Raw genomic sequence first — 19,331 nt, forward strand, 5'->3', positions numbered from 1 at the left:
AGCCCCGGATGACCGGGGCTTTTCTGCGGAGACGGAGGGATTTGAACCCTCGGTCCCCATTAAGGGGACTCCACCTTAGCAGGGTGGTGCACTAGGCCTGACTATGCGACGTCTCCTGGCCTTCGGGAGATCCCGAAGGACCGCGCGCCCTCGCGGGCGCAGTCCCTCCATAGTAACCGCTCGCCGCACGAGCGCGAAAACGGGGGTCTCAGCCGATGGGGTTGGAGCAGCTGGTGTCCTCGGCGGTGCGGCCCGGGGCGGGCGCGGCCGTGGCGACCGGGGGCTCGCTGACCTCGGGCGTCGGCGTCTCCGACTCGACCGGCGCCTCGGGCTCGGTAGGCTCCGGCGACGCGGCGACCTGCTCGTCCGGGATCACCGACTGGTTGGCCGCAATCAGGCCGAACAGCTGCGCCGCGGCGGTGTCGTCCGAGATCACGCGGTTGCGGTCGAGCGGGTCCTCGAGCACCGGGTACTGGAGGAACTCGATGTCCGACAGCGGCACCGAGCTCGCCGCCATGGCGATCTGGACGAGCGTGATGGGGGTGAGCTGGGCGCTGGGGTCGACGTTGCTCACGGTCGTCCGCGCGAGGCTGAGAAGCGTGCCCGGGTTCGTGAGCGTCTCGGCGCTCATGAGCTTGCGTGCCAGCGAAGACATGTAGACCTGCTGGTTGCTGATGCGCGCGAGGTCGCCGCCGCCGACGCCGTGGCGCGACCGCAGGAAGGCGAGCGCCTGCTCACCGACCAGCGTGTGCGTGCCCGGCTCGAGGTAGAGCATCCCGGCGTCCACGTCGTTGATCGTCTGGTCGACGCAGACCTCCACACCGCCGAGCGCGTTCGTGATCTCGATCACGCCGTTCCACGTCACGGTCGCGGCGTAGTCGATCGCGAGCTCGGGGTCATACTGCGTCGTGATGCTGTCGATCGACTTCGCGACGCACGCGAGGCCGCCGGCCGCGTAGGCCTCGTTGAGCATGCGGCGATCCGACGCGGGCGTGACCTCGCCGGTCTCCGAGTTGGTGCACTCCGGCATGGGGCCCATGAGGTCGCGGGGGAACGCCACGACCGAGACCTTGCGCGGCTCGGGCGAGATGTGCACGAGCAGGTTGACGTCGTTGAGGCCGGCCTCGAGCTGCCGCCCATCGTCGCCGTAGGCCGAGCGCTCGGTCGGGCAGCGGTCGCCGAACTTCTCGTGCGAGTCCCACTCGCAGATGTCGATGCCGGTGAGCAGCAGGTCGACGCCCTCGTCGTTCACGAGCTGGCCGATGTCGGGCGGCGAGGTGTCCTGGCCCTCGAGCTCCTGCGCGTCGGCCGCGAACGTGGCCGAGAAGTCCCAGGCGGCGTAGGCGGCGACGCCGACGCCGGCGACCAGCACGCACGCCATGGCGATGCCGAGCCAGCGCATCACGCGGCTCAGCAGGCTGGGCTGGGAGAGGTGTCCGTGGCGCGCGATGGTGCGCCGGCCGGGGCGCCGCGGGGACGTCTCGCTCACTCGGGTGTTCCTCTCATCGCACCGCTGGGGCGCGGTGATCCTGCCGGCGGCTCCCCCGAGTGCTCGCACCCCGCCGCCGTCATTCCGCGGAGGGTGTGGGATTCGAACCCACGGGACATTGCTGCCCACTGGTTTTCAAGACCAGATCCTTCGGCCGCTCGGACAACCCTCCTGGAGCAGGGTCTCCCCTGCCGAACAGGCGTCGAGTCTATCCGACAGGCCTTCTCGTCATTGTGCCCGCGAGCTCTGGGCGGGCCCTGAACGGCGCACGGGCATCCGCTGTGGACGAGCGGATGCCGGGCGATCACGCGTCGACGCGCAGCAGATCCCGCATCAGCGCCACGAGCAGCGCGGTGCGCTCGGGGATCTCGCCGACCATCACGTGCTCGTGGTCCGCGTGCGAGCCGCCGCCCACGGCGCCGAGCCCGTCGAGCGTCGGCACGCCGATGCCGGCCGTGAAGTTGCCGTCGGAGGCACCGCCCACCACGACCGCCTCGGGCAGATGCAGCCCGAGCCGGTGCGACACCTCGAGCGCCCGCGCCCACACGCCCTCGGCCGACGACCGCTCCATCGGCGGGCGGTTCACGCCGCCGTCCACGTGGATGACGGCGCCCGTCACCGGCGTCAGCGAGCGGATGGCCTCGTCGACGCGGTGCTGCTCGGCGGCCGTGAAGGCGCGCGCGTCCACCTCGAACGAGGCGTGCGCCGCGACGGTGTTGGTCGTGGTGCCGGCCTTGGCGACCGTGGGGACGACCGAGGTGCCGGCCGCCGCATCGGCGATCGCAGTGACGGCGCCGATCTGGTGCGCCATCTCGACGGTCGCGTTGATGCCCTTCTCGGGCTCTAGCCCGGCGTGCGCGGCGCGGCCCGTGATGTCGATGCGGTAGCGCGAGACGCCCTTGCGGCCGATCTTGAGCGCGCGGCCCTCGGCCGACTCGAGCACGAGCGACGCGACGCAGCCCAGCGCCTCCTGCTCGATCAGGTCGCGCGACGACGGCGAACCGATCTCCTCGTCGCCGGTCACGAGCAGCGTCACCGCCGCGTCGTCCATGTGCCCGAGCGCCGCGATGCCGTGCAGGCCCATCACCAGACCCGCGATCATGTCGTAGCACCCGGGGCCGCGCATGACGCCGTCCTGGATCGAGAACGGGTGCGTCTCGATGGATCCGAGCGGCCACACCGTGTCGTGGTGCGCGAGCACGAGCACGCGCGGCGCCTCGGGGGCCGGCGATCCGATGTGCCAGCGCAGGTGGGTGAACCCGTCGATCACGAGACGCTCGGGCCCGAAGCCCAGGATGCGCGTGCCGATCGCCGAGACGAGATCGGCCGATCGCGCGATCGCCTCCCGGTCGCCGGTGGGCGACTCGCACAGGATGAGGTGCTCCATGTCGGTGAGCATCTGCGGCAGGCTGTCGCGCGCCCACTCCAGCAGCCCGTCGACCTCGGCGGGCGCCCGACGGGCGAGGGCGGTGTCGCGATCCGTCATGTGTCGCCTCTCCTCGGTGCGCGTCAGGGTGTCCTACCGACGATATCCGCCGCACGCCGGGCGCGTGAACCGGGGCGGCTCGCAACGTCATGGAGCCAGGGCGGGAGTGGGAAGCTGGGGATATGCATCCGCCCGCCGACGTCGCCGCCGCGGCCCGCGCCCTCGCGGACGAAGCGCTCGCGCGGGCGGGCATCCTGCTCGAGGAGGCGCACGACGCGGCCGCCTGCCGGAGCGTGTCCGAGGTGCTCGGCCGGGTGTGGGGGCGCACGGGCGCCGAGATGCTCGATCCCGCGCTGCTGGTCGCGCTCACCCACGCCGGCAACCCCGTCACGCTGGCGCTGCGCGAGGACGAGCCGGTCGGCGCCGCGATGGGCTTCTGCGGGCCGCCCGGCACGCCGTTCCACTCGCACATCGTGGGCCTGCTCCCCGAGGCCGCCGGCCGCGGGGCGGGCCGCGCGATCAAGCTCGCGCAGCGCGCGTGGTGCCTCGAGTGCGGGATCGACGCCATGACGTGGACGTTCGATCCGCTCGTCCGGCGCAACGCGCACTTCAACATCCGCACGCTCGGCGCACGTCCGGCCGAGTACCTTCCGTCGCTCTACGGCGAGATGCGCGACGCGATCAACGCGGGCCAGGACTCCGACCGCATGCTCGTGCGCTGGGATCTGACGCGCACGCCGCCCGAGCGGGGCGGCGCGGTCGAGGTCGACGGGGCGCACGCGATCGCCGACGAGGGCGACGTCCCGTCCGCCTACGCGCGGCCGAGCGGCGACGGGCCCGCGCTCCTCGCCACGCCCACCGACATCGAGGCGCTGCGGCGCACGGATCCGGAGGCGGCCCGCCGCTGGCGCTCCGAGACCCGCGCCGCGTTCACCGACCTGCTCGCGACCGGATGGGGCGTCGACGGCTTCACCGACGCGGGGCAGTACGTGCTGCGCCGCGCCGACCAGCCCACGGAAGGAACCCCATGAAGCTCCGCTCGCTCCGGCTGCACCACCTCGAGATGCCGCTCGTCGCGCCGTTCACCACGTCGTTCGGCACGCAGACCGTCAAGCACTGCTTCCTGGTCGAGGCGCAGCTCGAGACCGCCTCGGGCGAGCTCGTGACCGGATGGGGCGAGAACGTCGCGCTCGACCGGCCGGTCTACTCCCCCGAGTACCTGGACGGCGCCGCCGACGTCATCGAGCGCTGGCTCGCTCCCCTGCTCGCCGCCGTGGACGACCTCACGGCCGAGACCGTGGCGCATCACCTGCGGCACATCGTGGGGCACCAGATGGCGAAGGCGTCAGTCGAGATGGCGGTGCTCGACGCGCAGCTGCGGGCCGAGGGCCGCTCGCTCGCGTCGTACCTCGGCGCGGTGCGCTCATCCGTGCCGTCGGGTGTCTCGGTGGGCATCCAGGACTCGGTCGACGCGACCGTGCGCGTGATCGGCGGATACATCGAGCAGGGCTATGCGCGCATCAAGCTCAAGATCCGGCCCGGGGCGGATGTCGCGCACGTCGCGGCCGTGCGGCGCGCGTTCGGCGACGACCTGCCCTTCCAGGTCGACGCGAACGCGGCCTACACGCTCGTCGACGCCGCGCACCTGCGCCGGCTCGACGAGTTCGGGCTGCTGCTGATCGAGCAGCCGCTCGGCGAGGCGGACATCCGGCAGCACGCGGAACTGGCGAGGCTGCTGCACACCCCGATCTGCCTCGACGAGTCGGTCGTGTCCGCCGAGGCGGCCGCCGACGCCATCGCGCTGCGCGCCGCCGCCGTCATCAACATCAAGCCGGGGCGCGTGGGCGGCTATCTCGAGGCGCGCCGCATCCACGACCTCGCCCGCGCGCACGGAATCGCGGTGTGGTGCGGCGGCATGCTGGAGACCGGCATCGGCCGCGCCGCGAACGCCGCGCTCGCGGCCCTGCCCGGCTTCACGCTGCCGGGCGACATCTCCGGATCCGACCGCTTCTACGCCGAGGACATCGTCACCGAGCCGATCCGGATGCACGACGGCGTCGTCGACGTGCCGACCGGCGCGGGCTTCGGCGTCGAGATCGACCCTGAGCGCCTCGAGCGCTTCCGCACCCGCCTGGTCGAGATCGCCCTCTGACGCTTGGGTTGCTTCAACGGTTTCGACTCGCTTCGCTCGCTCGAGCAGCACGGGCAGTCCCGCCCACATGTTGGTTGAGCGAGCGCGCCAGCGCGAGTCGAAACCCAGGTAACGTGCCGCCGCTCAGCTCGGCGCGGCCGCCGTCTCGAGCAGCGTGTCGAGCGCCTGCGCGACGCCGCCCTCGTAGACCGTTCCCGTGAGGTCCGTCGAGACGGCGATGACCTCATCCGGGGCCTGCCCCATCGCGAACGCGCGACCGCCGTGTCCCGACGCCCAGCGGAACATCCCAATGTCGTTGCGTCCGTCGCCGATCACCACGACATCCGACGGGGCGACGCCCTCCCACTCGCGCACCTGCTCGAGCGCGGTGCTCTTGTCGACGCCCTGCGGAGCGATGTCCAGCCACGCGGTCCAGCCCACGGAGTACGACACGTGGTGCAGGCCGATCTGCTCGACGAGGCTGATGAACTCGTCCTCGGAGTGCTCCGGCGACACGACCACGACGCGGGCGACCTGGCGACCCTTCATGTCGTCGATCTCGACGTGCTTCGCGGTGTCGCGCTCGAGGCCCCAGTCGTCGACGTAGTGCGTGTAGAGGCGCGATCCGTCGGCGAGCTCGACGAGGTACTTGGCGTCGGGCAGGTGCTTCTCGAGCAGCGTCAGCACCTCGGTCGGGTCGAACGTCTCGGTCGTGTGCCGCGCGTAGCCGGTCTCCTGCGTGGTGTCGCGGGACAGGATGGCCGCCCCGTTCGAGCACACGACGAACTCGGGCAGGATGCCGAGCGCGTGCAGGATGTACGACGTCGCCTCCCAGCTGCGCCCGGTCGCGATCGTCACGATGTGCCCGGCGTCGACCGTGCGGCGCACGGCCTCGCGCACGCGCGGGCTGAACGACTCGTCCTCGAGCAGCACCGTGCCGTCGAGGTCGAGCGCCACGAGGAGCCGGCGACCCGCCACGCGCTCGTCCGTCACGCGATCGGCTCCAGCACGTCGAGGCCGAGGTAGGGGCGGAGCGGCTCGGGCACGACGACCGAGCCGTCGGGGCGCTGGTGCGTCTCGAGCAGCGCGACGATCCAGCGCGTCGTGGCGAGCGTGCCGTTGAGGGTCGCGACGTGCTCGGTCTTCGCGGCGCTCTCCGGGCGGTGCCGGATGTCGAGGCGGCGCGCCTGGAACGTGGTGCAGTTCGAGGTGGACGTGAGCTCGCGGTACGCGCCCTGCGTCGGGACCCACGCCTCGGTGTCGTACTTGCGCGCGGCGCTCGAGCCGAGGTCGCCCGCGGCGGTGTCGATCACGCGGTACGCGAGGCCGAGCGAGCGCAGCATCTCCTCCTCGAGCGCGAGCAGGCGCTCGTGCTCGGCGGCCGCGTCCTCGGGCGTCGTGTAGACGAACATCTCGAGCTTGTTGAACTGGTGCACGCGGATGATGCCGCGGGTGTCCTTGCCGTGCGAACCCGCCTCGCGGCGGTAGCAGGTGGACCATCCGGCGTAGCGCAGCGGACCGTCCGACAGGTCGAGGATCTCGTCCTTGTGGTACCCGGCGAGCGCGACCTCGCTCGTGCCGACCAGGTACATGTCGTCGGCCTCGAGGCGGTAGATCTCGTCGGCGTGCGCGCCGAGGAAGCCGGTGCCGGCCATGATGTCGGGGCGCACCAGCGTGGGCGTGATCATCGGCGTGAAGCCGGCCTCGAGCGCCTTGCTGAGCGCGTAGTTCATGAGCGCGATCTCGAGCCGCGCGCCGACGCCCTTGAGGAAGTAGAACCGCGCGCCCGACACCTTCGCGCCGCGCTCCATGTCGATCGCGCCGAGCTTCTCGCCCAGGGCCAGGTGGTCGAGCGGGCCGTCGGGGAACTCGGCCGGGTCGAACGCCGGCACGTCGCCGACCTCGCGCAGCACGACGTAGTCGTCCTCGCCGCCGGCGGGCACGCCATCCAGCACGATGTTCTCGATCCGGGCGGCCGCATCGGCGAACGCGGCCTCGGCCTCGGTCACGGCCTGCTGCGCATCCTTGACCCGGTTCGCCAGGTCCTTGGCCTGTGCGACGAGCGCGGCCTTCTCGTCCTTCGGGGCCTTCGCGACCTGCTTGCCGAACGCGTTCTGCTCTGCGCGCAGCTCCTCGAACGCGGCGATCGCGGCGCGACGCGCCTTCTCGGCCTCGACCGCGGCGGTCACGGTCTCGGGCGAGTGCCCGCGGGCCACCTGCGAGCGGGTCACGAGGTCGGGGTTGTCGCGGAGCAGAGCGGGATCGATCACCCGCCCAGTCTAGGTCTCGCGGACGCGGGAGCTCCCTCTCCCCCGGTGCTGGTCGAACGACCCTCCTCCTCTGCTGGTTGAGCGAGCGAAGCGAGTCGAAAGCCCCGGAGCCCGGTCACGGCATCCCCCGCCCCACTACCGTCGAACCATGACGCCCGCTGCCGACGACGGGGCCGACCTCCGCCGCCGCATCCGCCGCGCGGTGCTGACGGTCGCGCTGCTGAACCTCGCCTACTTCTTCGTCGAGTTCGTCGTCGCGCTGCAGGCCCGCTCGGTATCGCTGCTCGCGGACAGCGTCGACTTCCTTGAGGACACCTCGATCAACCTCCTGATCTTCATCGCGCTCGGCTGGGCCCTCGCCCGTCGCGCGCTGATGGGCAAGGTCATGGCGGTGCTGATCCTGGCGCCGGCGGGGTTCGCGACGTGGGAGGCCGTGCAGCGCTTCCTTGCGCCCGAGGCTCCCGAGGTGCTGCCTGTGGTGCTCGCCTCGATCGGGGCGATCGTCGTGAACGGGCTGAGCGCCGTCCTGCTCGCCCGGGTCCGGCATCACGGCGGGTCCCTCAGCCGCGCCGCGTTCCTGTCCGCGCGCAACGACGTGCTCGTGAACGTCGCGATCATCGCGATGGCGGCGATCACGGCCTGGACGTCGTCCGGATGGCCCGACCTCATCCTGGGCTGCCTGATCATCCTTCTGGCGCTGCACTCCGCGTGGGAGGTCTGGGAGGTCAGCGAGGAGGAGCGCCTGGCGGCGAAGGTGCTCGCCGGCGAGGCCGTGGACTGATCCGCCTCCCTCCTCGTCTCTGTGCTGGTTGAGCGTGCCCCTCTGTGCTCGTTGAGCGAGCCCTCTGTGCTGGTTGAGCGAGCGAAGCGAGTCGAAACCGACCGAACCTCCCCACAAGATCTCTTGCAACATTCGAACATTCGTTCTATACTGGCTTCATGGCCACCAACCCGTTCGACCAGCGCTGGGATCTCTCAGACGCGCAGCGCGAACAGGTGCTGGCCATCAAGGCGGGCCTCGCTTATGTCGAGAGCGCCAAGGCGGGCCTGGCGGCGATGGAGGCGACCCTCCAAGCGCAGGCCTACGCGATCGCGCAGGACGTGATGTCGGCGATGCCGGGCCGCCCGTCCTCGTACCAGGTGCCGATCCGGTCGATGGCGGCCGATCTCGCGGCCGTCACGCGCGTGCCGGACACCTCGATGCGCGCGAAGATGGACGACGCCGCGATCATGATCGAGCGCTTCCCGGCGACGTTCACGGCCCTGGCGGAGTCCCGGATCACGGCCGCTCAGGCCCGCGTCGTCTGCGACGAGGGAGGCCGGTTCGACGACGGCGAGCTCCGCGCCCGGTATGAGGAGATCGCGCTCCAGTTCACCGACACCACCGCCGGCAGGCTGCGCCCGATCTGCCAGGCGATCGCCGAACGGCTGCAGCCGCAGACGATCGCGGAGCGCCACGAGGCGGCGAACGAGCGCCGGGGGATGTGGGTGACGCCCGAGCAGGACGGCATGGCGCTGATCCAGCTGCTCGTCGACGCGGCGCTCGCGGCCGGCATCGACGACCGGTCGAACGCGATCGCCCGCCAGGTGAAGACGGGCACCGGCGAGGGTGACGAGGATCCGCGCACGCTCGCGCAGATCCGGGCGGACGTCGTCACCGACATGCTCCTGACCGCGACGCCGACCGCGGCGGGCGAGGGCCTCGACGAGATCCGCGCGGTCGTGCACGTGACCGTGCCCGCCGAGGTGATCGCCGGGGCCGACGACCAGCCCGCGCACGCGACGCGCGTCGGCACCGTCGCCCCCGAGACCGCCCGCCGCCTGGCCGGCCGGGCGCACACCTGGGCGAGGCTCTTCCGCGATCCGCAGACCGGCGCCCTCACCGCCGTCGACACCTACACCCCCACGGCCGAGCAGCGCCGGTTCCTCACCGCGCGCGACGAGCACTGCCGCTTCCCCGGCTGCCGCCGCCCGGTCCGGCGATGCGACATCGACCACACGGTCCCCTACAGCGAGGGCGGCGCCACCGACGTCTGCAACCTGGCCGCGCTCTGCCGAGCCCACCACGTGCTCAAGCACCACGGCCGCTGGGGCTGCCGCAACGAGAACGGCGTCATGGTGTGGATCACCCCCACCGGCCAGGTGCTCCACGAACAGCCGCCACCCACGGTCCGCTTCGTCGCCACCGCCGCGGCGGACGGGGATCCGCCGTTCTGACGCAGGGCGCGATGGCGCCTACCCCGCGACGACGACGCAGCGGTAGCGCGCCCGCGTGAGCCCGACGTAGAGCAGGTCGAACCACGACAGTCCGTGCTCCCGCGCGAACGCGATGCCCGCGTCGCCGACGTCGGTCAGGATGACCGCCTCGGCGTCGAGACCCTTGAACTTGCCGATGGATCCCCAGCGCACACGTCCATGCGCGTCGCCGTCCGCCGCGCCCACGAGCGGCCGCAGCTGAGCACGCAGCCACTTCTCGTCCTTCGTGAAGTTCGGCGCGGCGAGCAGGCGGCCGACGAGCGAGTGCCGCTCGCCGAACGGGCTGAGGATCACCACGTCGTGCGCCTGATGATGCTCGAGCAGCTCGCGCAGGGAGCGCGCGAGCTCGGCGCCCGCGTTGTCGGTCCCGACGGGGACGATCGACAGGGCGCCCGTGTCGTTCGTGACGAGGCGGTGGCTGGAGTATCCGAACCGGCGGCTGAGCAGCTCCTCGGCACCGGATGCGAGCGCCGCGACCTGGCGCACGCCCTGGTCCACCGAGACGTGCATCAGTCCCGGGAAGTGCTCGCGCGCGACCGCGAACGGATCGACGTGCGTGGTCGACGGCCGCAGGATCTGCTGTCGCCGATCGCCGGCGAGCACCAGCTTCGCGTCATCCGCGACCAGTTCGTCGAGGAAGGCGAGGACGCCCGGCAGGCCCGCGACATCCTGGAACTCGTCGATGCACACGACGTCGTACGCGTGCCGGTCGGGCGCCGCGCGGAGCGCCTCGATCGCGAGCTGCGGCAGGCGCTCGGTGTACCAGGCGTTGTCCGCGTCGACCGGGTTGGCCTCGAGGCCGGCGATCCGCAGCATGAGCGCGTTCAGGCTCGTGGCGTGGATGGCCGCGTGGCGACCGAGACGGTCGCGCAGCTCGTCGGCCATCAGCTCGTTCCAGCATGCGGCGAGCACGCGCGCGCCGTGCCCCGCGTGGCGCTTCGCGGCGCTCATCACGAGGTGGCTCTTGCCGGTGCCCGCGGGGCCCTCGAAGTAGATCCGGTCGTTGCGGGCGACCGCGTCGAGGATGCGCGCCTGCGACTTCAGCAGTCGCTGCTCGTCGTCGAGCCGCTCGAGCTTGCGGTCGGCGAGCGTGCGCCCGCCCTCGAGGTCGCCGAGCAGGGCCCGCGCGATCGTCGAGACGTGATCGCCGGTCATCACGGCCGGGTCGTGCGCGACCCCGTCGACCGTGCGGTACCAGGCATCGTGCTCGGCGAGCACCTTCTCGATCAGCGCCTCCGGGCGGCGCAGGTCGTCGCGGAACGCGAGCTCCCACTCGAAGAACTGCATGTCGCCGTGCGTCTCGAACTGGTGGCGCCCGAGCGAGGTGAACCACACGAGCCGCGCGATCGGCTCGGATCCGACGAGGATCTCGCGCCGAGCCAGGAACCCGCGCAGGCTCCGGATCGCCCCGTCGACCTGATCGAACGGGCTCTTGCCCGGGTTCGGCACCCGGTCCAGCATCCACTCGCCGTCGCGGTACGAGACGTACTCGGGGCTCTTGGCCTCGATCACCACGATCCCGCGCCCGGGCACGAGGACGAGGAAATCGGCCTCTCCCTGGAACTGCGTGGCATGCCGTCGCAGCTGCAGGCTGTGGATCACGATCCAGTCGTCATGCCCGCGGACCGAGGCGAACGCGTCGAACACCCGCCGCTCGGATCCGTTCGTGCCCTTGCGGGGGCGGGCGGGGATCATGTGGGGAGGCATGACTGTGCCCGGCGCCTCACGCCCGCGAGGCGAGGTAGGACTCGAAGACGGGGAGGAACTCCGCTTCGGTGACGACCGGGATGCCGTGGCGGGCTGCTGTCTTGGCCTTGCCCGACTGGCTCGCGGGGTCCTCGGCGACCAGCACTGCGCAGTTCTTCGTCACGCTGCCCGTGATGAAGCCGGCCTCGGCGATGGCCCGCGCCCACTCCTCGCGGGGCCGGCTCAGCGTGCCTGTGAACACGACACGGCAGCCGGGCGTCAGCTCGAAAGCGGCGCCGGTCGCGGGCGGCTCCTGACCGACGGCGACCAGTGCCCGCGCCTTCGTCGCGATGGGCGCCTCCGTTGAAGTGGCGGAAGCGACTGACACCGTCGCTCCGAGGGCCGGGAGGTCCGGGACGGGCAGATCGAGGACGGTCGCGATCTGCGTGAGCTCGCGACGCTCTGAGTCCGTCACCGCCCCGTCCGCCGCCGCCTCCGCGAGAGCGGCTTCGAGGTAGCTCCGGTGGAGGTCGGGAAGCCGGTGCGAGGGAAGCTGGGCGACCTCGGCGATCGCACCGAGCTGCCAGTACTCCGCCGCGGAGATGAGGCCATCGCTCAGGACGTCCGCGAGCAGTTCCAGGTAGACGCTCGCGCCGGGATCGTGCGCCTCGCCCGCGATCGTCACGCGTTCCCACAGCGGACGATCGGCCGTGTCGAACAGTGCTGACGGAGCCGCGACCTCGGCCGTGGATTCCGAGGTGGCAACGCGCGTGGCGATCCGCATCTCCGCCAGCTCCCCGCGCACGACCAGGGGGAACCCGGCCCCCACGACATGCGAGCGCCACTCCGCGGTGTGCCCGGCCGTGCCGATGAGCGAAGCGAGGACCGCGGCCGCCGCGCGGGCGTCCTCGAGTGCCGAGTGCGCGTTGCGGTGCTCGATCTCCAGGAGGGCGCAGATGTCGGCCAGCTTCGCGGCGCCGAACACGCGCTTCGACCAGAGCATGGTGCACAGCGCCGCGTACGAGCCGTGCAGTTCATGGCCATGGGCGGCCAGCTCGGCCTGGAGGAAGCGCAGGTCGAAGGCCTGGTTGTGCGCGACGAGGGTGCGACCGCTCAGGAGGTCGATGAGCGCACCCGCGATGTCACCGAACGTCGGGGCGCCCACCAGGTCGGATGCGCGGATGCCGTGAACGTGGGTCGGGCCGACGTCGCGCCGGGGGTCGACCAGCGTCGCCCATTCGTCTTCGATGCGTCCGGACTCATCGAGCAGCACCACGCCGACCTCGATGATGCGATCGCCGCGCACGGGCGAGAATCCGGTGGTCTCCAGATCGATGACGGCGTACGGCATGCGCTATTCCTTTTCACAACGGGACGAAGTCACGGCCGCACTGCGAAAGCGCATCCCGCGTGTGGATTCTGGCAGAGGCAGGCGACATTCCGCCCACTTGGCGATGAATTCGCGAGGATCTATTCCGACCACTGGTGACGCACGACATGCTTCCGCCTGAATCAGCGCCGGAGACCGGCTGTCACTCGATCACCTCGAAGGCGGGGAGTTCCGCGATCAGACGCTGCGTCTCGAGGCTCACCGTGACGAGCGAGCGGATCAGGTCGACCACGTAGCGGGGGTTCTCCTGCTCCCGCAGCCAGGCGTTCGGGTCGTTGACGATGCCCGAGGCCTTGTCGGTGCTGAGCTTGTAGCGGTCGATCACCCATTCGAGCGGGCTGCGGCCGCCGACCTTGTACTCGCTCTCGTTCTCGGGGATGCCGGTGATCGTGAGGTGGGCGTTGTACCGGATGGCGGTGTGGTCCTTGCGCGAGACCCACGCGAGCTTGTCGATGCGATAGAGCTCGTAAGGATCCGCCGGCGGGTCGATGGACGTGATCTGCTCGCCGAGCTCGGCGGGAGCCACGCTCTCGTAGTTCACGTGCAGGTCGGCGAGTTCGCGCCCGATGCGCGCGTAGTCAGCGAAGCCCTTCACCACCGGGATCCGCGGGAGCATCTTCTGCAGGTCGGCCGCGAATGACTCGCGGTAGGTCGGGTGGTGCAGAAGCGCGTACACCGAATAGAAGATGTCGTCCTTCGCCCTGGTGTCGTCGTCCAGCAGGACGCCCGGGAGCGCCTCGCGGTAGCGGGCGAGGGTGGCATCGGTGATGTTGTCGACGCGGCGACAGCCGCCGACGACATCGTCCGCGTCTTCATCGAGGGAGTCGAAGTCGAGGCCGCCGCTCGGGTTGCCAACAGGTTCCCAGGTGTAGCGCGGGAATACTTGGTTGCCACCGTTCGGTGTGAGAGCTGGAGCGACATCAGTCATCCAATGCGTGAAGTCGGCGGCGGAAGGACCTTGGGGTGCAACGATTGCGACATTGCGATGGCTCGAGGTCGGCCATGCCCGTGCCGAGATTCCCGGCAACTCGACGATCTGTCGATCGAACGCGAGCACTTGCTTCACAAATGGTCGGTACAGCGCAACTCGCAGATCTGAACCAGGTCTACTCATGCGCTTCCGGGCGCGACGCCTGGCTTCCATGGATCGAGACCAGGCCACCCTTGACGCGTCTATCTCCCTGGACGGATCGTCGACCAACTTGTTGAACTCCTCGACAGTCGCTTGGGCGCTTCGCGCAACCTCGGCAAGCGAGAAGCCGAAGACCCACGCGTCGCGCGTCGATTCCACGCCTCGGGAGTAGTCCCTAAACACTGCCCGCGCCGTTTCCCGCCCCTTGGCCGCCCTGTCACCCATCGGGCAGAAGGATTCAAAGCGCTCGTCCCTCTGATTGATCCAATCGCCCGCCGCATTCGGCGCAATGATTTGGAATCGCCCAGCCCGCTGCGTACCGTCAATGGATCGCTCCGCGACCAGACGGTCCAGCTTCTCCTCGCGGCTCAGATAATCGCCAACGTCGGCATAGTGGATGCGGGCCGGGCCGGTGCGACTGGGGTCCTTCACCAAGATCGTGATTGCTACGCCTGTCTGCGAGCCCTCACCGAATACCTTACCGCCCTCAGCCTGCCAGTTCTTTACCCGCTGGTTACCGCGCAGGTTTAGTACAATGATCTCAGCGAATTCCGAGATCCAACTAGCACGTACACCCGCTGACATATCGCCATCGAGGAAACTATTGTTCGACACCATGGCGATGGCGCCGCCCTCGGCGCGCAAGCGATCCGTCGCCCACCGAATGGCTCGATAATAGGAGTCGTAGAGACCGTTCTTATTTGTGGCTTTCGAGAACTTCGCGTATGTGCCGACAATCCGGCCGTCAACGAGCGAATACTTCGCATTCTGGGCGTTGTCGTTCGCGCTAGCCTGCTTCCCGCGATACGGCGGGTTCATCACGATCACGTCGATCGGCGTCGCGCGCTGCGCCTCGACCCGCGCTGTGTTCTCCGGGAAGACGCCCACGGCGAGCTCGCTCGCGCGCTCGTCCATCGCGAAGGTGTCGGTCAGGGAAATGCCGGGGAATCCGTCAGCCGGAAGCGTCGTCCCCTCGGGCAGCTCACCGGCGGCGACCGCCTGGTCGATGCACTCACGGAAGACGCTCTCGATGTTGACCGCGGCGATGTAGTAGCTCAGCAGCACGATCTCGTTCGCGAAGAGCTCGTGCTGGTACTTGCGTGCGAGATCCTGCGGCTTGATCAGCCCCGTCTGCGCCAGGCGCGTCACGAACGTTCCCGTGCCAGCGAAGGGCTCGAGGATGTTCACCCCCTCGTCGGTGAGGTGCTTGCCGAAGTGCTGCGCGAGCGCGACGTCGGCCGAGCGCAGGATGTAGTCGACGACCTCCACCGGCGTGAAGACGATGCCCATCGCGTCGGCGAGCTTCGGGAACGCCTTCGAGAAGAACTTGTCGTACAGCGTCACGAGCATCCGCTGCTTGGCGGTCACGGAGTCGAGCCCCCGGATGCGCGACGTGACGCTCGCGTAGAAGGCGTCGAGCGGCTCGCGCTCGCGCTCGAAGGCCGCGTTCTCGTGGAAGGCATCGAGGACGCGCTCCATCGACACCGACACGGGGTTGTCTCGCGTGAAGCTCCCCTCGGGGAACATCGCCTCGAACACCGGCTTCGTGATGAGGTGCTGCGCGAGCAGCTCGATCGCCTCGGCCTCCCCGATGCTCGGGGTCACCGTGGCGCGCAGGGCCTTGACGAAGTCCTCGAACGGGGCGCGATCGTTGCCTTCGGCGCCGAGGTGCGCGGTGATCAGCGCGATGAAGCGCTGGGCGATCTGGCCGATGTCACCGGCCCAGTCGTCCCAGTACATGCGGTCGCCGACCTTGGCGACGAGCTTCGCGAAGACCGAGTCCTTCCAGGCCGCGGCGCTGTCGATCAGGCCGGGCAGGGTCGGCTGGATGTGCGCCGGCCCGGCCGGGTCGGTGTCGACCGGCGGATCGCTCGGGGTATCGAAGGGCGACGCCTCGCGCGGCTTGGGCTTCGTCAGGCTGACGCGCTCGATCAACACCTGCTCGGGCAGGTTACCGGTTACTTGTGCCCGCTGGATCGCCGCGTCCAGTCGCTCGTCGTGAGCCCGCAGCGCCTGCAGCACCTGCCACACGACCTTGTAGCGCTCGTTGTCGTTGAGCGCCTCTTCCGGCGAGATGCCCGCCGGGATGGCGATCGGCAGAACGATGTAGCCGAGGCGCTTGCCCTCGGCACGGCGCATCACACGCCCCACCGCCTGCACCACGTCGACCTGGCTCTTGCGAGGGCTCAGGAACAGCACCGCGTCGAGGCTCGGCACGTCGACGCCTTCGCTCAGGCACCGCGCATTCGTGAGCACCCGCGCGACCGGGCGCCCGTACTCGTCCTGCTCTGGCGCCGCCTTCAGCCAGTCCAGCAGCTCCCCTCGCCGAGTCGCGTTCATCGTCCCGTCGACATGCGCGGCCTGGACCGTCAGGTCATCGGTCAGGTCGTCGTTCTCGATGTTCGACAGGTGCCCCTCGACGAGCGCGGTGAAGTCGCCCGCCACGCCCTTCGAGGTCTTGATGTCCTTCGCGAATGCGACCGCGCGCCGCATGGGGGCGACGTCCGATCCGAATCCCTCGGCGATGGCGCCGGCGTTGCGCTTGGCCAGCGCATTCCAGCAGCCGATCAGCTTGGCCACGTCGGTGACGGCGAGCTCGCGGCCCTCGTGTGCGAGCTCCTGCTGCAGGGTTTCGACGATCTCGTCCTCGCTGATCCCGAGCACGACCACCTTGTAGTCGGTCAGCAGCCCCTTGCGGACGGCCTCGTCGAAGCCGATGCGGTAGAGCACGGGACCGTACAGCGACTCGTCGTCCATGGAGACGAGCTCGGCGTCCTTCTGCTTCGCCGCGTTCTTCACCTCCGGCGCGAAGATGCGCGGGGTCGCGGTCATGTAGACGCGCTTGGTCGCGGCGATGAAGTCGTTGTCGTGGATCTTGACGAAGTGCGACTCGTCCTCATCCGTGAGCGTCACGCCCGTCGTGCGGTGCGCCTCGTCGCAGATGACGAGGTCGAACTCGTCGCCGCGGATCCGCTGCGCCTCGGCGACCGCCTCGATCGACTGGTAGGTCGAGAAGACGACCGTGAGACCCTCGTGCTCCTCGTCGGCGTCGCCGAGGAGCTCGGCGAGCCGCTTCCCGTTCGTCGTCGCGGGTGCGCCGAGGTCCTCCATCATCACGCTGGTGAGGTCGTCGTTCTTCCGGCGCCCGATGTTCGTGTCGGATCCGACCGCGAAAGCGCGGAACCCGAGTTCCGGATCCTTCTCGCGCGACCACTCGTCGAGCGTCTGCTGCAGCAGGGCCAGCGACGGCACCATGAACAGCACCGTCGCCGATCCGCCGGCGCGCTCGGCCGTCCAGCGCTCGGCGAGCTTCAGTGCGGTGAAGGTCTTTCCGGTCCCGCAGGCCATGATGAGCTTGCCGCGGTCGGCCCCGCCGTCCGCCGGCAGGCCCTCCATCACCGCACGGATCGCCTCGTGCTGATGCGCACGCAGCGTCTTGCGTTCGTGCAGTTCAGGCGCCCGCTCCGGCTTGAGCAGCTCGTAGCTCGACCAGTCGATCAGGCTGTGACGCAGGTCCTCCCGGCCGATGCGGCGCACCGGCTTGCTGCGGTTCTTGAGCGCCTCGGCCGCGTTCGCCGACCAGTCCCCGACCGTGGTGTCGATGACGAGACCCTCGGTGAACGGCTCACGCCCCAGAGCCTCGAAGAACGAATCCAGGTCACCCTTCTGCATCCTGTGAGTCGCGGCGTAGAACTTCGCCTGCACCGCGAGCAGACCGCCACCCTGGATCTCGGCGACGATGTCGATCCCGGTGTCCGGAAGACCGTTGCGCCCGGGCCAGTCCTTCCACAGCCACACCGCACCCAGCTGATCCGCCCACAGCGGCTCGGCCTTGAGATAGTGCGCGACGAGCTGCTCGAAGTAATTGCCCTTCATGCGGACGCTGTCGGCCAGACGGTCGAATTCACCGAGAAGTGCTTCGAGCGGGAACTCGACTTCGAGATCGGACTGCTCTTCGGACGGCGTGAATGTCAGGGTCACGAGATGACGGTACATGTACCCGGTGACATACGCCCTGGCACGTCCCACCGGGCACATTCAGGCTGTTCCGGTGGCCCGCACTCCGTCCCCCGCTGCAGCCGTCATCGGCGAGAACATCAGGGGTGCACGCGACGCGAAGAACTGGACGCAGGATCAGCTCGCGGCCGCCACGGGAATCGACTCGTCGAACATCCGCGCGTACGAGACGGGACGCTCGCTGACGAACCTGCACTCGCTGATCCGGATCTCCGAAGCCCTCGGCGCGGATCCCGCGGATCTCCTGCGGGATGTCACGTCCGACATGTTCGTCAGCCGCGCCGACGACGGCCGTCGCACGCGCACGCATCGCGCGAGCGGCTCCAGCGCCGCATAGCCGCCCGGTCGTTGCCCCGATCTGTCGATTCGAACCGGCAGCTCGCGGCAAGGACGTCCGACCACCCCGAATACCCTGATCCACGTGGATCCCCTCGACGCCGTCGACTGGCCGCTGCGCACGGAGCGCCTGGCCATCCGGCGCGCCGCACCGGAGGACGCCGAGCCCACGTGGCGGTGGCGCAGGCTGCCTGAGGTGGGCGAATGGATCACCCGCGCCCCGACCGAGTTCGAGACCTACCTCGAGCAGTTCGTCGACCCCGAGCGGCTGCGCATACAGCTCGTGATCGAGCGCGAGGACGAGCTGATCGGCGACGTCATGCTCCGGATCGAGGACGGCTGGGCGCAGGCCGAGGTCGCCGAGCAGGGCCGCGGCGTGCAGGCCGAACTCGGCTGGACCCTCGACCCCGCCCACCAGGGGCGCGGCTACGCCACGGAGGCCCTGCGCGCCGCGATCGGCGCCTGCTTCACGCAGCTCGGGCTGCGCCGCGTCCACGCCGGATGCTTCGCCGCGAACGAGCCGTCGTGGCGGGTCATGGAGCGCCTCGGGATGCGGCGCGAGGAGCACAGCCGCAAGACCGGCCTGCACCGCTCGGGCGAGTGGATGGACGGCATGAACTACGGCCTGCTCGCCGAGGAGTGGCGCGGATGAGCTTCCTCGGCCTCGACTTCGACGGCCACACAGACCGCGGCATGGGCGACCTGACCGTCCGGTCGAACAGGACGTGAGGGACGCGGCCTCCGACTTCACGATCACGCGCGACGAACGCAAGCGGATCACATCCGCCACGGGTGCCATCCCCTTGAAGCGGACATCTACCGACGCCGCCTCGATCCGGCGCAGCTCGTCGCGGAGACCCAGTCGATCGTCGCCGGTTTCCACGCCTACCTCGACGCCCTCCATGAGGTCGGCTGAAGTGGCTACAATGGCCTCATGAATGTGGCCACAGTCGGGATCCGGGAGCTGCGCGACGGACTCAGTCGCCATCTCGCCGAGGTGCGCGAGGGCACTGAGATCACTGTCACGGATCACGGAAGGCCGATCGCCAAGATCGTGCCCATCGGCGACGAGTCCGGGCTCGAACGGCTCATTCGCGAGGGATACGTGCGACTGCCGACGAGCCCCCGGCGTCCGCTGCCGCCGCCGATCAAGGCGAACGGCACCGTCAGCGACCTCATCGCCGACCAGCGTCGCTGA

14 protein-coding genes and 2 tRNA genes are annotated in these 19,331 nt (G+C 69.9%); 7 read left to right on the top strand and 9 right to left on the bottom strand.

Annotated features, from left to right (window positions below; translation table 11 throughout):
- Positions 1-26: 26 nt before the first annotated feature.
- The 4 genes from B5M43_RS02755 to B5M43_RS02770 all read right to left on the bottom strand — a co-directional run bounded on the left by B5M43_RS02755 (position 27) and on the right by B5M43_RS02770 (position 2,975).
- Positions 27-116: transfer RNA gene (locus tag B5M43_RS02755), tRNA-Ser, on the bottom strand.
- Between the two features lie 92 nt (positions 117-208).
- Positions 209-1,489 carry an LCP family protein gene (locus B5M43_RS02760; protein WP_134745518.1) on the bottom strand — a complete coding sequence of 427 codons (1,281 nt, stop codon included), beginning with the start codon at positions 1,487-1,489 and terminating at the stop codon, positions 209-211.
- An 87-nt stretch (positions 1,490-1,576) separates the two neighbouring features.
- Positions 1,577-1,661, bottom strand: a tRNA-Ser gene (locus tag B5M43_RS02765).
- 132 nt (positions 1,662-1,793) lie between these two features.
- Positions 1,794-2,975 (bottom strand): M20 family metallopeptidase, encoded by a 1,182-nt coding sequence (locus tag B5M43_RS02770; protein ID WP_205829472.1) that lies wholly within the window; start codon positions 2,973-2,975, stop codon positions 1,794-1,796.
- Between the two features lie 122 nt (positions 2,976-3,097).
- Between B5M43_RS02770 and B5M43_RS02775 the strand changes: the two genes are divergently transcribed.
- Together B5M43_RS02775 and menC are read left to right on the top strand one after the other, a co-directional pair.
- Positions 3,098-3,946 carry a hypothetical protein gene (locus B5M43_RS02775; protein WP_055988506.1) on the top strand — a complete coding sequence of 283 codons (849 nt, stop codon included), beginning with the start codon at positions 3,098-3,100 and terminating at the stop codon, positions 3,944-3,946.
- Positions 3,943-5,067, top strand: a complete 1,125-nt coding sequence (menC, locus tag B5M43_RS02780) for an o-succinylbenzoate synthase (protein WP_134745519.1) — start codon at positions 3,943-3,945, stop codon at positions 5,065-5,067. Before B5M43_RS02775 ends, menC begins: the two co-directional genes overlap by 4 nt.
- A gap of 123 nt (positions 5,068-5,190) precedes the next feature.
- On the opposite strand, the gene B5M43_RS02785 is transcribed toward menC, so the two are convergent.
- Both B5M43_RS02785 and serS read right to left on the bottom strand, forming a co-directional pair.
- Entirely contained in the window at positions 5,191-6,039 is an 849-nt protein-coding gene (locus B5M43_RS02785; RefSeq protein WP_134745520.1) for an HAD-IIB family hydrolase, read from the bottom strand.
- On the bottom strand, positions 6,036-7,316 hold the full coding sequence (serS, locus tag B5M43_RS02790) for a serine--tRNA ligase (protein WP_134745521.1): 1,281 nt from the start codon (positions 7,314-7,316) through the stop codon (positions 6,036-6,038). The genes B5M43_RS02785 and serS overlap by 4 nt, the downstream gene beginning before the upstream one ends.
- Positions 7,317-7,464: 148 nt before the next feature.
- Here serS and B5M43_RS02795 point away from each other — a divergent pair, with 148 nt between their 5' ends.
- Positions 7,465-8,097, top strand: a complete 633-nt coding sequence (locus B5M43_RS02795; protein WP_055988497.1) for a cation transporter — start codon at positions 7,465-7,467, stop codon at positions 8,095-8,097.
- 158 nt (positions 8,098-8,255) lie between these two features.
- Complete coding sequence (locus tag B5M43_RS02800) at positions 8,256-9,533, top strand: HNH endonuclease signature motif containing protein (RefSeq protein ID WP_055988495.1); 1,278 nt, start codon at positions 8,256-8,258, stop codon at positions 9,531-9,533.
- An 18-nt stretch (positions 9,534-9,551) separates the two neighbouring features.
- On the opposite strand, the gene B5M43_RS02805 is transcribed toward B5M43_RS02800, so the two are convergent.
- The 3 genes from B5M43_RS02805 to B5M43_RS02815 all read right to left on the bottom strand — a co-directional run bounded on the left by B5M43_RS02805 (position 9,552) and on the right by B5M43_RS02815 (position 17,761).
- Positions 9,552-11,267, bottom strand: coding sequence for a nuclease-related domain-containing DEAD/DEAH box helicase (locus B5M43_RS02805; protein ID WP_167626764.1), 1,716 nt, complete (start codon positions 11,265-11,267; stop codon positions 9,552-9,554).
- 28 nt (positions 11,268-11,295) lie between these two features.
- Positions 11,296-12,609 carry an exonuclease domain-containing protein gene (locus B5M43_RS02810; RefSeq protein ID WP_134745523.1) on the bottom strand — a complete coding sequence of 438 codons (1,314 nt, stop codon included), beginning with the start codon at positions 12,607-12,609 and terminating at the stop codon, positions 11,296-11,298.
- Between the two features lie 181 nt (positions 12,610-12,790).
- A complete protein-coding gene (locus B5M43_RS02815) occupies positions 12,791-17,761 on the bottom strand; it encodes a type ISP restriction/modification enzyme (protein ID WP_205829473.1) in 4,971 nt (1,656 codons plus the stop codon).
- Positions 17,762-17,831: 70 nt separating this feature from the next.
- On the opposite strand from B5M43_RS02815, the gene B5M43_RS02820 reads away from it, so the two are divergent.
- From B5M43_RS02820 to B5M43_RS02830, 3 genes are all read left to right on the top strand, one after another.
- Entirely contained in the window at positions 17,832-18,134 is a 303-nt protein-coding gene (locus tag B5M43_RS02820; protein ID WP_167626765.1) for a helix-turn-helix domain-containing protein, read from the top strand.
- Positions 18,135-18,218: 84 nt separating this feature from the next.
- Complete coding sequence (locus B5M43_RS02825) at positions 18,219-18,785, top strand: GNAT family N-acetyltransferase (RefSeq protein WP_205829474.1); 567 nt, start codon at positions 18,219-18,221, stop codon at positions 18,783-18,785.
- Between the two features lie 282 nt (positions 18,786-19,067).
- Positions 19,068-19,331, top strand: coding sequence for a type II toxin-antitoxin system Phd/YefM family antitoxin (locus B5M43_RS02830; RefSeq protein WP_134745525.1), 264 nt, complete (start codon positions 19,068-19,070; stop codon positions 19,329-19,331).

Origin of the sequence: Microbacterium sp. MEC084 (assembly GCF_004514465.2) — a bacterium.
Taxonomy (GTDB): Bacteria; Actinomycetota; Actinomycetes; order Actinomycetales; family Microbacteriaceae; genus Microbacterium.